We start from the raw sequence: 12,937 nt of genomic DNA on the forward strand, positions 1-12,937 counted from the left end.
GGAACGGCGGCAGGTTCAGGGCGTCAGGTGTGCGGCGGTGGAGTAAAGCACATACAGCGCCAGCCCAAGCATGACGGCGCCAAGCAGGCCTTGCTGCATGCGCAGGAACCAGGGATTGCGCCCCACCCAGCCGCGGATGCGCGAGGCGCCGTAGGCAAAGAAACTGCCGTAGGGCAGGCTCAACACTTTCATCGTCACGCCCAGCACCAGCATCTGCACCCAGACCGGCCCGTTGTCCGGCGTGGTGAACTGCGGCAGGAAGGCGATCATGAACAGCAACACCTTGGGGTTCAGCAGATTGGTCGTGAATCCTTGCCAGAAGGCGTCGCGCGCATCCCCGGGGCGTGCGGCCAGCGATACGTCGGCCGAGCGCGCGCAGCGGACGATGGCCTTGATGCCCAGGTAGCCCAGGTACAGGCCGCCAGCGGCCTTGATGCCCATGAACAGCGACGGAAACGCCTGCAGCACCGAGGCCAGGCCCAGCACCACCGCCGGCACCTGGATGAATCCGGCGGCGACGTTGCCCAGGACACTGTGGAAGGCGGGCCGGAAGCCCTGCGTCATGCCTCGGGACAGGGTCAGCGCCATGTCGGGGCCGGGCGTGAGCTTGAGCGCCGCGTCGGCGGCGAGGAACAGCAGGAAAAGCTGGAGTGACGGCATGATACGAGGGGCGGACGTACCCGCGGCGCGGGCAGAGGGCTCTCAGTGTAAGCAAGCCTGCTGAATAATTCCTGCATCGCGGGACGCGGAAATGAAGTTTCCCGTCAAAATGGGGCCGGATTCCGGCGCGGCCGGGCTTAGAATCTGTTGGCGAGCCCTTTCCAGCCCGTTTCCAGCCGTTCCGAGACCCTTATGGAACTAGACGATTTCGACCTCCAGATCCTGCAAAGCCTGCAGGAAGACAACCAGCGCACCAGCCAGGAAGTCGCGCAGCGCGTGAACCTGTCGCCGGTTTCCTGCCTGCGCCGCATGAAGCGGCTGCGCGAATCCAAGGTGGTGCTGGGTGACGTTTCCGTGGTCGATCCCGCCGCCGTGGGCCGCGGCATCATGATGGTCGTGCTGGTGACGCTGGAGAGCGAACGCGCCGACAAGCTCGACCAGTTCAAGCGCGCCATGCAGTCCGCGCCGGAAATCATGCAGTGCCTGTCGGTGACGGGCGAGGTGGATTTCGTCCTGACCATCACCATGCGCGACATGGCCGAATACGAGGCCTTCGCCCAGCGCAATTTCTGGGGCAATCCCAACGTCAAGCGCTTTTCCACGCTGGTGGTGCTGAACCGCGCCAAGTACGGCATGGCGGTGCCGGTGGGCTGATTTCCCCGTATGTTTTCTGCGCCGGAACGCGGCGCGTTTTCGCGACATCCAACCCCATAAGCAGGCAAGATTCCTGGCCATTCCGGCCGCGCCTGCATCGAGGGTTTGGGGGATGAGATGAAAGCGATTCAAGCAAGATGGTTCTATGCGCTGACCCTGGTGAGCTGCGGGGTATTTGCCCATGGCAACGGGCCGACGGATCCGCAGATCGCGGCGATCGTGGTGGTGGCCAACCAGGTCGACATCGACGCCGGCAAGCTGGCGCAGGATAAGACCGGCAACAAGGATGTCCGCGAGTTCGCCACGCTGATGGTGACCGACCATGCCGCCGTCAACAAGTCGGCCGGCGAACTGGTGCAGAAGCTGAAGGTCACCCCCGAACCGAACCCGACCAGCGACAGCCTGCAGCAGGGCGGCGACAAGAACCTTGCCGCGCTCAAGGGCATGAGCGGCGCCGCCTTCGACAAGGCTTATGTGGACCACGAAGTGGCCTATCACGAGGCGGTGATCCAGGCGCTGGACACGACCCTGATTCCGGGCGCCCACAACGCGGAGTTGAAGGCCTTGCTGGTCAAGGTGCGGCCCGCGTTCATCGCGCACCTGGAGCATGCCAAATCCCTGCAAAAGAGGCTCAACGGTGGCTGAAAGAACGACCCCCGGAGCGCGCGGGTCCGGACGCGCAAGCCTGGCCGCGCTGGCTGCGGGCCTGTTGCTGGCGGGCGGGTTGGCCGCCGCCCAACAGAACCCAGCCGGCACCCGGCTGGCCGAACATGTGGTGACCATCGAAGGGATGCAGTTCACGCCCGCGACGCTGGCCGTCAAGCGGGGCGACAAGGTGACGTGGATCAACAAGGACCTGGTCCCGCATACCGCCACCGCCGTTTCCAAGGCGTTCGACTCAGGGCTTATCGCCGCCGGCGCCTCCTGGACCTACACTGTCCGGGAGGAGGGCAGCAGCGCCTACGTCTGCCTGTTCCATCCGACGATGCAGGGCACCTTGATTGCGCAATGACGCATGGCGGAGGTCAGACTCATGACTGCACTTGCGGCGCTGGCGTTACGGCGGGCCGAGGATGAAGACCTGGCGCTCGCGCACCGTATCGCGGCAGGCGAGCAGACCGCGTTCGAATTGATGATGCGGCGGCACAACCGGCGGCTTTACCGCCTGGCGCGCGCCACCCTGCGCAACGATGCCGACGCCGAAGATGCCTTGCAGGAAGCCTACCTGGCAGCCTATCGGAACATGGCCGCGTTCCGAGGCGAGTCGACGCTGTACACCTGGCTGACACGGCTCTTGCTCAACGAATGCTACGGCCGGCTGCGCAAGCACAGCCGCCGCGAGGCGCTGTTGCCCATCGCCGACGACATCGAGAAAGAGGTTGATGCGATGACCATCAACGACTTCAACCCGCCTTACCACGCCGCTGCCCGAGCCGAGCTCAGGGGCCTGCTCGAAGCGCGGCTGGACGCCTTGCCGGTCTCGTTCCGGACCGTGTTCGTGCTGCGCTCGGTCGAGGAACTGTCCGTCGAGGAAACGGCGCACTGCCTGGGCATTCCCGAGGCCACCGTCCGCAGCCGCCATTTCCGGGCCAATGCGCTGCTGCGCGAGGCGCTGTCGCGGGATATCGGGGTGGCGGAGAAGAGCTTGTTCGAGTTCGATGGGGATGATTGCGACAGGGTGGTGGCGAGGACGCTGGCGCGGTTGGGCGGGGGTGTTGGTGTTCCAAAAAATCGGTAATTATTGACATATACCTATTTATTGGAACATCATCGCCGGATGACGAGCGCCACTGAAAAACTTCTGGCCTTGGCCCGCGACGAGGGGCTGATCCGCGCCCGGGACTTGGTCCCGCAAGGCATTGCCCGCGTGACGCTTACCCGTGCCGTGCGCCAGGGCCAATTGCAGCGCATAGGCCGTGGACTGTATGGCTTGTCATCCCGCCGGATTTCCGAGCACGCGACACTGGCCGAGACGGCCCGGCGCGTACCCAAGGGAGTCGTTTGTCTGCTGTCGGCACTCCGCTTTCATGGCCTTACGACCCAGGCGCCGAGTGAAGTGTGGCTTGCCATCGGCAACAAAGCGGCGGCCCCGAAGCTTGACTATCCGCCATTGCGTGTTCTGCGGTTTTCCACAATTGCGCTGGCCGCAGGGGTAGAGGAGCATGTGGTTGATGGTGTACTCATCCACGTCACGGGAGTCGCCAAGACCGTGGCAGATTGCTTCAAGTTCCGCAATAAGATTGGCCTGGACGTTGCCCTGGAGGCGTTGCGTGAAGCGTGGCGCGAAAAACGCATGACCAGCGATGAAATGTGGCGCTATGCGAAGCTATGCAGGGTGGCCAACGTAATGCGCCCCTATCTTGAAAGTCTGGAATGACTGTCGCTCGCAATATCGCGGCATCGGTGCGGGCGCGGCTGCTCAACAAGGCGCGCGCGGACAAGCAGAATTTCAACCTGCTGCTCACCCGCTATGCGTTGGAGCGCATTCTGTATCGCCTGAGTGTCTCACCCTACCGCGAGCAGTTCTTGTTGAAGGGTTCGTTGCTGTTTGACCTGTGGTTTGACATGCCGCATCGTCCGACGCACGATGCCGATCTTCTCGGATTCACGCTCGCGGAAGTGCCGCACTTGATGGCCGTGTTTCAAGAGATCAGCGCCATCGCCTGCGAGGACGGCATGACCTTTCGGCCTGAGTCGGTAAGGGCTGCCGAAATTCGCAAAGAAGCCAACTATGCGGGCATACGCGTAAATCTGGCCGGCTCTCTGGACGGCGCACGATGTCCGGTACAGATCGATATAGGCTTTGGAGATGCGGTCGTTCCTGGGCCGGAAGAGGCGCAGTATCCCGTCATCTTCGGCGACATGCCTGCGCCACGCCTGCAGGTTTATCCCCAGTACACAGTTGTCGCAGAAAAGCTGGAGGCTATCGTTTCACTGGGCATGGGCAATACACGCATGAAGGATTACTTCGATCTTTGGGTGATGGCGCGGCGCGCAGAACTCGATGATGGGATGCTCGCACGCGCGGTGCGCGCGACGTTTGCACGCCGCGAAACACCGCTTCCGACAGATTTCCCTTTGGGATTGGCTGACGAATTCGTCCAAGACGAAAGAAAGGTGCAACAGTGGGATGCCTTTCTGCGCAAGAATGGGTTGGCGAAAGTGTCGTTGAACGAAGCCGTGGGGGCGATACGGCCGCTATGGCTGGCAGCACTGAAAAAGTAACCTTGATATCGCGCGGCTGCGGTTGTCCTGGACCGCTCATTTCGCACCCCGCAACCTCAACGCATTGAATATCACCGAAGCCGAACTCAAACTCATCGCCAGCGCCGCGATCATCGGCGACAGCAGCCAACCCGTGAACGGATACAGGACGCCCGCCGCTATCGGCACGCCGATGCCGTTGTAGACAAAGGCGAACATCAGGTTCTGCCGCATGTTGCGCACGGTGTCGATCGAGATCTGGCGCGAGGCGGCGATGCCGCGCAGGTCGCCCTTGACCAGGGTCACCTGGCCGCTGTTCATGGCTACATCGGTGCCCGTGCCCATGGCCACGCCCACGTCGGCGCGCGCCAGCGCGGGGGCGTCGTTGATGCCGTCGCCCGCCATCGCCACCACGTGGCCGTCCTTCTGCAGTTTTTCCACCAGCGCCAGCTTGTCGGCCGGTTTGACCTCGCCGTGCACCTCGTCGATGCGCAGCGCGGCGCCGACGGCGCGGGCGGTGGTCAGGCCGTCGCCTGTCGCCATCACGATGCGCAGGCCGCTGTCGTGCAGGTTCTGGATGGCTTCATGCGTGCTGGGCTTGATCGGGTCGGTCACCGCCAGGATGCCGGCGAACTGGCCGTCCACGGCCAAATGCATGATGCTGGCGCCTTCGCCGCGCAGGCGCTCGCCGTCCGCGCGCAGCGCGTCCACTCGCACGCCTTCCTGCTCCATCAGGGCGGTGTTGCCCAGCGCCAGGCGCTTGCCTTCCACCGTGCCGCGCACGCCTATGCCGCTGCCGGAATCGAAGTCCCCGGCCTTGGCCAGCGCCAGGCCCTGGGCGCGCGCCGCGCTGACGATGGCGTCGGCCAGCGGGTGTTCGCTGCCCTGGTCCAGGCTGGCCGCCAGGCGCAGCACTTCGTCGGGGGTGTATCCCGGGGCCGCGATCGCGGTGTCGAAGGCCGGTTTGCCCTCGGTCAGGGTGCCGGTCTTGTCCACGATCAGCGTGTCCACCTCGCGCATTTTCTCGATCGCGCCAGCGTCGCGGAACAGCACGCCCTGCGCCGCGGCGCGGCCCGTGGCCACCATGACCGACATGGGCGTGGCCAGCCCCAGCGCGCAGGGGCAGGCGATGATCAGCACCGCGACCGCGTTGATCAGGCCGTACACCCAGCTAGGCTCCGGCCCGAAAAAGCCCCACACCAGCAGTGTGGAGATCGCCACCAGCACCACGGCAATGACGAACTTGCCCGCCACCACGTCCGCCATGCGCTGCATGGGCGCCTTGGAGCGCTGGGCGTTGGCGACCATCTGCACGATCTGCGCCAGCATGGTGGCCGCGCCGACCTTCTCCGATCGCATCACCAGGGTGCCGCTGGTGTTGAGGGTGGCGCCGATCAGCTTGTCGTTCTCGCGCTTGCTGACGGGCACGGGCTCGCCGGTAAGCATGGACTCGTCCACGGCGCTGCGGCCTTCGGTGACGATGCCGTCCACCGGGATCTTCTCGCCGGGCCGCACGCGCAGCAGGTCGCCCACATGCACATGGTTCAGCGGCACGTCTTCCTCGCTGCCGTCAGCGTTGATACGCCGCGCCGTCTTGGGCGCCAGGCCGAGCAAGGCCTTGATCGCGGCGGACGTCTGCGAACGCGCCTTCAGCTCCAGGATCTGTCCCAGCATGGTCAGCGAAATGATGACCACGGCGGCTTCGAAGTACACCGCCACGCGGCCCATCGATACAAAGGAATCCGGGAATACGCCCGGCGCCAGCGTGGCGACCACGCTGTAGATGAAAGCCGCCGCCGTGCCCAGGCTGATCAAGGTCCACATGTTCGGGCTGCGATGCACAAGGGATTGCCAGCCGCGCACGAAGAAGGGCCAACCCGTCCAGAACACCACCGGCAGGGATAGCGCCAGCTCCAGCCAGCTCTGGGTCGCCATGTCGAACCAGCCCAGACGATGGCCAAACATGGCCATCACGGCGACGATGAGGGTCAGGGGCAACGTCCACCAGAAGCGGTGCTGGAAGTCCTTGAGTTCGCTGTTGTCTTCCTCGTCCAGCGGGATGAGCGGTTCGAGCGTCATGCCGCATTTGGGGCAGTTCCCGGGGTGATCCTGGCGGATCTCCGGGTGCATGGGGCAGGTGTAGATCGTGCCCGCGGGGACATCGGTGGGGGCATCGGCGGGCGCGGCTGGGAGCGCGGTGGCATCGTCGTGGCCCGCGTGGCGCTTGCCGTGATCGTGATGCTGGTGCGCATCATGGCCGCCGTATGCATGCGCAGCCTGATCCCCTGGCTGTCCCTGCGGCACCAGATGCATCTGGCACTTCGGACAGCGTCCCGGATGGTTCTGGCGGATTTCCGGGTGCATGGGACACACGTAGGGCGTGCCGTCTTTCGATGCCGCGTCGCCGTGACGAGAGTGATTCATACCCATCCCTTTCGAGTACTGGTGTGATCCTTCGTGCGCCTATTATGCCCAGGCTGGGGTGTTTGCGGTGCAACCGCTGGCCGCAGTGGTATCGCTGCGGAGCCGGCCGCAGCGATGGCCCATGGCGATCAGCCCTTGGCCGCCGGGGAAGTCGCGGGTTCCGCCGCCGAGGGTGCATCACCCGCCGGGTTCATCATCGATCCCATCATCTGGCGGCAACCTTGCATGTCGGCGCCATTGGCGGGCATGGACTTCATGTGGGCGGCCATCAAGGCCTGGCGCTCTTCGGGCGTCTGGGCGGCGGCCATTTTCTGGTGCATGCCGTTCATGGCCTGCATATGCGCCTCCATGTTCTTCATCATGCCGGCGTCCGGCGCCATTTGCGGCTTCGTGGCTGATTCGCCCGCCGCAGGCGACGCGGGATGATGCGTGGCATGGTCGCCGTTCCCCGCCTGCGCGTGGGCCGCGCCGAGCAATCCCAGGCTCAACGCGCACGCGCTGAACAAGGTGGTCGGGGTCTTCATGGTCAGCTCCTTTCTGTGGTCTGGAAGTGCATTAACTCCAGTTTGGAGTGCTGACCGGGGCGAGGAGGTTACGCGCGGATTACTTTTTTGTAATGTTGCGGGGCAGGCGGGCGTACATCCGACACGATGTGGCGGTCATTGGATATCAGGCCATCGCGTAAAAATCGCATCCTGCTCCAGCGCGCGCTTGCGCCAAGCATTGAGCAGGTCGGCCAAAGCTTCGTGGGTCAGCCCGTAAGTTTCACCCAGGCTGGAATTGCGGCCGACGAAATGCTTGTTGAGCCCGGCAGTGCCGCTGCGTTCGACAGCAGCATCGTCGAAGACAATCAGCTTGGGCACCGCGCGGCTGGCTCTGATCACGTTGAACTCGCTGGTGTCTTGCCAGCGTATTGTCCTGCCGTTCCACACCTGTCGCGCTTGAAAGCCGTCGCGCCCCAGGCGCAGGCCGATGTCGTCCTTGGCGGCGCGCACCAGCAGCATGACCGCGCCGAGCAGAAAGAATGCGGCGCCCGGCCAGAGGATCAATTGCTTGAGAGGCGGTAGCGATTCCTGCAGCAGCATCCACAGGATCACGCCACCGAAGCCCGCGGACAGCAGCGAGAACGCCAGCAGCTTGCCTTTCGCGGCCTTGAGTTCCAGGGGGCCTGGGTACCGCGCCAGCAGTGTTGCGGCCGAGCGCGAGTCGCGCTGCAGCAGTTGCGGCCAGATCTGCAGGACGGCAGTCGCGGCGCAGACGCCGAAGAACAGCGTGACGGGAATGCCTGCATCGGCGCCGTCCCGGATCATTTGCGAGCCCAGGTAGACGAACGTCAGGCTGATCGCCAGGCAGACATAGAAGAGCAGATTCGCGAGCCGTCGACTGGGCTGGCGCTGTGCAGTTGGGGTGGCGGGCGGCTGTGTCATGGATGCTGAGTGTAGACGCCTGGTCGGCAGAGGGAGTTCATCAGGGCTGATGCCGGGCCAGCACTTCGTCGCGGGGGCCCGCATCCACCACGCGTCCGGCTTCCATCACCACGATGGTATCGAAACGGCTGAGCAGGCTGGGCCGGTGCACCGAGGCCACGATGCAAGCGGTCGGAAACGCGGCGTACATGCGGTCGAACACCCGGCCTTCGGCTTGCGGGTCGAGCGCGCTGGTGGGCTCGTCCAGCAGCAGCAAGGAGCTGCCCTGCGCAGCCAGCGCCCCGCGCGACAGGGCCAGGCGTTGGCGTTGCCCGCCGGACAGGTTGCTGCCCCGTTCATTCATCGGACTGGCGAGACCCTCGGGCATGCGTTGCAGCACTTCGTCGAACACGCCGGTATGCACGGCGGCTTGCAGCGCGGCCGCGTCGGCGGGTTCGCCGAAGGTGAGGTTTTCCTGCACGCTGGCTTCGAAGACTTCAGCTTCCTGCGGAATCAGCGTGGCCAGCGTGCGCAGTTCTGCCCAGTCCACCGGCTTGCCGTCCCGCAGCAGTTCGCCGTGTTGCGGCGGATAGAGTCCGGCAAGGGTGCGCAGCAGCGTGCTCTTGCCGCCGCCGCTGGCGCCGATCAGCGCGACGCGCGAGCCGCGCCGCAGCACCAGGTCGACGCCATGCAGGCCGCCGCGTCCTTCGTCCGAATAGCGCCAGGTGGCGCCGCGCAACTCCAGGGTCTGCCAAGGCGCGTCGGCTTGGACCGCGGGGACGGCGGCATTGGGGTTGCCCGGGGCCTGCCAGATGGGTTCGGCGCTGCTGTAGTCGGTGTGCATGCGCGCGAAGCTCTGGAAGTTGGAGGCGATGGCGCTGACCACGGACGCGGCCTGCTGGGCATATTGGTAGATCATGAAGATGGTGCCTAGCAATAGCGCCTGCCCGGGCTCGCGGTGCCGCAGCACGTACTCCACGACGAGGATCCAGGTGAGGCACATGCCCGCCAGGTCCACCACGCACCATTTCACTTCGTTGATCCACAGGGCACGGCGCAGGGGCTTCATGACCGCCTGCAGGCGGCGGCCCAGGATCTTGCGCGAGGCGGCTTGCAGCCGCAGGCCGATCACGGTGCCGGCGTTGCTGACGAAATCGAGCAGCGCCGCGACGTAGCGGCGTTCCTGGTCGTTTTCGTCGCGGGCCAGCCGCATCAGCGCGAGGTCGAAGCGCAAGGTGACCAGGGCGATGATCAGGTAACCGCTTACGGCGATGATGCCGCTGACGTGGGACAGCAAGGTCAGCGCCACCAGCGGGCCGATGAAGTTCAAGGCGCTGTGCAGGTAGCCGTACATGCTGCGGGCAAAAGCGGCCAGTGCGCGGCTGGATTGCAATACGCGATGCTGCAGGTCGCCGGAATGCCTGCCGTCGCGCCAGGTCAACGGGGCGGCAGCGATGCGGGCATAAAGATCGTCGGCCTGCCGTTCGCGGACATGCACGCCCACATTGCCTTCGAGGACGCGTCCGGGGCCGTGGAATACCCAGGACATCATGTAGCTGCCAACCAGGAACAGGATCCACAAGCCGGCGGTGGGCATGTCGTTCTGCTGCAAGGCATTGATGGCGTGCGAGGCCAGCCAGGGCAGGGTCAGCTTGACCAGTTGCGCGCCCGACAGCAGCGCGATGGCGCCCATCAGCTGCCGCCGCGCGCCGTCGGCATAGTGCCAGAGCGCGCGACACAGCACGATCGCCGCGCGGCCCATGCCGACGGAGGAAGAGGGGGAAGAAGAATCAGGCTTCATCGCGTGGAGGGGAAGTCAGGGGGGGCACGGCATGATTATGCTATCCGACAGGCGCCACCGCGCTCCAAAGCAAAAAGCCCCGCCAAAGGCGGGGCCAAGTGCTTGAATTCATTGGTGGCCTGGGGCGGAATCGAACCACCGACACAAGGATTTTCAATCCTCTGCTCTACCGACTGAGCTACCAGGCCAACGCGAAAGTCCGCCACTATACACAATATCCGCGTCACGTGGGCGGCGGCCCGCCATCGGGCGCCGCGCGGCGGGCTTGCGCGAGGACGGCGCCGGCTTCCGGGGAAATGCTGCGCAGGTGCAGGTCGGTCTGCGGATAGGGGATCTCGATGCCGGCCTGCGTCAGCGCCTCGTACATCCGCGACAGCATGTCGCTGCGGATGGACATCCACTGATCGAAATCCGGCGTCCAGGCGCGGATGCTGAAATCCAGCGTGCTGGCGCCAAATCCCATGAAGAGCGCGATCGGAGCCGGCTGGGTAGAGACCCCCAGGGTGCCGCGCGCCACGGAGCCCAGCAGTTCGATGGCCTGCGCCGGGTCCGTGCCGTAGGCCAGGCCCACGTTGATCTCGATGCGGCGGTTGCGGTCCAGCATGGTCCAGTTGGTCAGTTTTTCCGACAGCAGGGTGCCGTTGGGGACCACCACGTCGGCGCCTTCGAAAGTCCTGATGCGGGTCGCGCGCATCCCGATCTCGCGTACCTGACCGGAGGTTTCGCCGATTTCCACCACATCGCCGGGCTGGATGGGGCGCTCGAACATCAGGATCAGGCCCGACACGAAGTTGTTGACCACGTTCTGCAGGCCGAAGCCGATGCCCACGCCCAGGGCGCCCAGCACCAGGGCCAATTGGCTGGTCCTGACTCCGGCGGCCGACAGCGCCACTGCCAGTCCCAGCAGCAGCACCGAGTAGTAGGTCAGCGAGGCGATGCTGTTGCCCACGCCGCGCGGCAGCGGCATGCGCGCCAGCACTTCGTCGTGCAGCACCAGGCGGATCGCGCGCGCGGCCCAGAACGCGATCAGCACCGAGATCGCGAACACCAGGATGTTGCCCAGGCTGATGGTGATGTCGCCGAGCGCCAGCGTGTACGAAAGCACCTTCGTGGTGAAGGCGTAGGTCGCGCGCAGGATGCGGAAACGGTCCATCGTGTAGATGGCCCACCCCGCGACCGCGCTGGCCATCACCAGGCGGATCAACAATTGCACCAGCGGAGGAGCATGCTCGCGCGCGATGCGAAAGCGCGACACGCCGGGCCGCGCCAGCATCAGTTGCAGCAGGGTGACGATGATGGTGACCCCGGCGTAGAGCATCAGCCCGAAATAGCCGCTGCTGATGACGGCGCTGGTCAGCATCTCGGCCATCGACAGGTTGCCGATCAGGTTGGCGACGCCGGCAATGGCCAGCAGCGCCACCGCGGCCCAGGCGCCGATGCGCACGGCCCGGTGCAGCCGGCCGGGAGCCTGGGCAGCGCTGCCGCGGCGCTTGGCCCGGGCATGCAGCCACAGCGCCGTGGCCAGGGCCAGCAGGGTGATGACGAGGTTGTGCAGCCGGTACAGCGTTTCGCTGGCCAGGAAGAAAATGCCCAGCCGCTCGGCCAGATACAGGCCGGTGATGGCATAGGGCCACAGGTCCAACTGCTCGCGCGCGGTTGGCGGCAGCAGGCGCAGTACCGGGACGACCGCCAGCAGCAGGGCGATCTGCAGCACGATCAGCGGCGCGTCCGACTCCAGCAGCTGCACGCCCATCATGGCCAGCAGCAGCCAGGCTGACAGCGGGCGCCCAAGCACCCGCGCGGCCGTCTCGCTCATTTCGCCGGCCCGGATCGCGTGGCGGCTGTGCCAGGCCAGCCATAGCAACAGGGGTAGCAGCACCACTTGCAGCACGTGCAGGGCGAGCTGGTTGCCGGTATCGGCCGCCGCGTACTGGCGGGCGAAGCGCAATTCCATGTCCAGGCCGCTGCGCAGGTAGGCCTTTGCATCGCTGCGGGCGGTGGGCGTGAAGGTGGCGGCCCACAGCGGCGGTCCGTCCAGTTCGAGCAGGCGGGCATCGATGTAACGGATGGCGTCGGCCACCGAGCGCTGTCCGGCCTGGATGCGCTCTTCGACGGAGTTGGCGCGTTGGCCCAGCGCAATCTGGCGGCCCAGCGGCACCGATAACGCCTGTTCGGCCCGAGCCAATTGCGCGATGACCGAGTCCATCCGCGCGGTCAGGGCCGGCGGCAGATCGGCGGCGCCGGGGGCTCCCTTGAGCGCCTGCCAGGCTTCGCGGCGGCGCGCCAGCTCGGCGGCATCGCTGGCGTAGGCGGCGGTCGCCTGGCGCATGTCCTCCTGCCAGTCGGCGAAACGTCTCGCATCGAACATCCAGTGCCGCTCCAGGCTTTCCAGCCGCATGATCGGCAGGGTGCGCAATTGGGCCGGCAGGAATTGCTGGAGCTTTTCGTCCACGGACCGGGAAATCGATTCCAGGCGCGGCGCCAGCGAGTCGGTGGGGTCGGCCCCCGTGATGCGCTCCATGACGCTTTCGGCATAGCGGTGGTCGGTGTCCGCGCGCAGCGGGATCTCTGCCACCAGGATCGCGTGGGCTTGCGTGGAAGCCGGGGCGGGGGAGGTCGGCGCCGGCGCGGCGCCCTGCGCGTAGGGGGAACCGAGCAGGCTGGCCAGCAGTGCAATCAGACCGAAAAGCGCTTTTGCTCTTGCTGTTGCTTGGGCGCGCATGTCGCGGCTCCGGTGGATGGATGCGGCGGGCTACAAAAAAAAATGGCGTCTTACGATATCGCGGAA

General features: G+C 65.5%; 12 protein-coding genes and 1 tRNA gene. 6 read left to right on the forward strand and 7 right to left on the reverse strand.

Features of this window, described 5'->3' with window-relative positions:
* Positions 1-15: 15 nt before the first annotated feature.
* The gene (locus tag DXK93_RS13080; RefSeq protein ID WP_082401232.1) at positions 16-660 is read right to left on the reverse strand and encodes a LysE family translocator; all 645 of its coding nucleotides are present in this window, start codon (positions 658-660) and stop codon (positions 16-18) included.
* Between the two features lie 192 nt (positions 661-852).
* On the opposite strand from DXK93_RS13080, the gene DXK93_RS13085 reads away from it, so the two are divergent.
* From DXK93_RS13085 to DXK93_RS13110, 6 genes are all read left to right on the forward strand, one after another.
* Positions 853-1,314, forward strand: a complete 462-nt coding sequence (locus tag DXK93_RS13085) for an Lrp/AsnC family transcriptional regulator (RefSeq protein WP_054457638.1) — start codon at positions 853-855, stop codon at positions 1,312-1,314.
* Positions 1,315-1,431: 117 nt separating this feature from the next.
* The gene (locus DXK93_RS13090) at positions 1,432-1,959 is read left to right on the forward strand and encodes a DUF4142 domain-containing protein (protein ID WP_119450255.1); all 528 of its coding nucleotides are present in this window, start codon (positions 1,432-1,434) and stop codon (positions 1,957-1,959) included.
* Positions 1,952-2,326 carry a cupredoxin family copper-binding protein gene (locus DXK93_RS13095; protein WP_255423448.1) on the forward strand — a complete coding sequence of 125 codons (375 nt, stop codon included), beginning with the start codon at positions 1,952-1,954 and terminating at the stop codon, positions 2,324-2,326. The genes DXK93_RS13090 and DXK93_RS13095 overlap by 8 nt, the downstream gene beginning before the upstream one ends.
* Positions 2,327-2,347: 21 nt before the next feature.
* A complete protein-coding gene (locus tag DXK93_RS13100) occupies positions 2,348-3,052 on the forward strand; it encodes an RNA polymerase sigma factor (RefSeq protein WP_054457635.1) in 705 nt (234 codons plus the stop codon).
* Positions 3,053-3,091: 39 nt separating this feature from the next.
* The gene (locus DXK93_RS13105) at positions 3,092-3,691 is read left to right on the forward strand and encodes a type IV toxin-antitoxin system AbiEi family antitoxin domain-containing protein (RefSeq protein ID WP_119450257.1); all 600 of its coding nucleotides are present in this window, start codon (positions 3,092-3,094) and stop codon (positions 3,689-3,691) included.
* Positions 3,688-4,539 carry a nucleotidyl transferase AbiEii/AbiGii toxin family protein gene (locus DXK93_RS13110; RefSeq protein ID WP_119450258.1) on the forward strand — a complete coding sequence of 284 codons (852 nt, stop codon included), beginning with the start codon at positions 3,688-3,690 and terminating at the stop codon, positions 4,537-4,539. Before DXK93_RS13105 ends, DXK93_RS13110 begins: the two co-directional genes overlap by 4 nt.
* A 36-nt stretch (positions 4,540-4,575) precedes the next feature.
* Here the strand turns inward: DXK93_RS13110 and DXK93_RS13115 are convergent, their stop codons facing one another.
* The 6 genes from DXK93_RS13115 to DXK93_RS13140 all read right to left on the reverse strand — a co-directional run bounded on the left by DXK93_RS13115 (position 4,576) and on the right by DXK93_RS13140 (position 12,871).
* The gene (locus tag DXK93_RS13115; protein ID WP_370126661.1) at positions 4,576-6,942 is read right to left on the reverse strand and encodes a copper-translocating P-type ATPase; all 2,367 of its coding nucleotides are present in this window, start codon (positions 6,940-6,942) and stop codon (positions 4,576-4,578) included.
* A 128-nt stretch (positions 6,943-7,070) separates the two neighbouring features.
* Complete coding sequence (locus tag DXK93_RS13120) at positions 7,071-7,466, reverse strand: hypothetical protein (RefSeq protein WP_119450260.1); 396 nt, start codon at positions 7,464-7,466, stop codon at positions 7,071-7,073.
* Positions 7,467-7,601: 135 nt separating this feature from the next.
* Positions 7,602-8,369 carry a hypothetical protein gene (locus DXK93_RS13125; protein ID WP_147400241.1) on the reverse strand — a complete coding sequence of 256 codons (768 nt, stop codon included), beginning with the start codon at positions 8,367-8,369 and terminating at the stop codon, positions 7,602-7,604.
* A 40-nt stretch (positions 8,370-8,409) separates the two neighbouring features.
* The gene (locus DXK93_RS13130) at positions 8,410-10,149 is read right to left on the reverse strand and encodes an ABC transporter ATP-binding protein (protein ID WP_225591442.1); all 1,740 of its coding nucleotides are present in this window, start codon (positions 10,147-10,149) and stop codon (positions 8,410-8,412) included.
* Positions 10,150-10,261: 112 nt separating this feature from the next.
* Positions 10,262-10,337, reverse strand: a tRNA-Phe gene (locus tag DXK93_RS13135).
* Between the two features lie 35 nt (positions 10,338-10,372).
* Positions 10,373-12,871 (reverse strand): mechanosensitive ion channel family protein, encoded by a 2,499-nt coding sequence (locus DXK93_RS13140; protein ID WP_119450263.1) that lies wholly within the window; start codon positions 12,869-12,871, stop codon positions 10,373-10,375.
* Positions 12,872-12,937: the final 66 nt, after the last annotated feature.

This window comes from Achromobacter sp. K91 (assembly GCF_003576205.1).
Taxonomy (GTDB): domain Bacteria; phylum Pseudomonadota; class Gammaproteobacteria; order Burkholderiales; family Burkholderiaceae_B; genus Achromobacter; species Achromobacter aegrifaciens.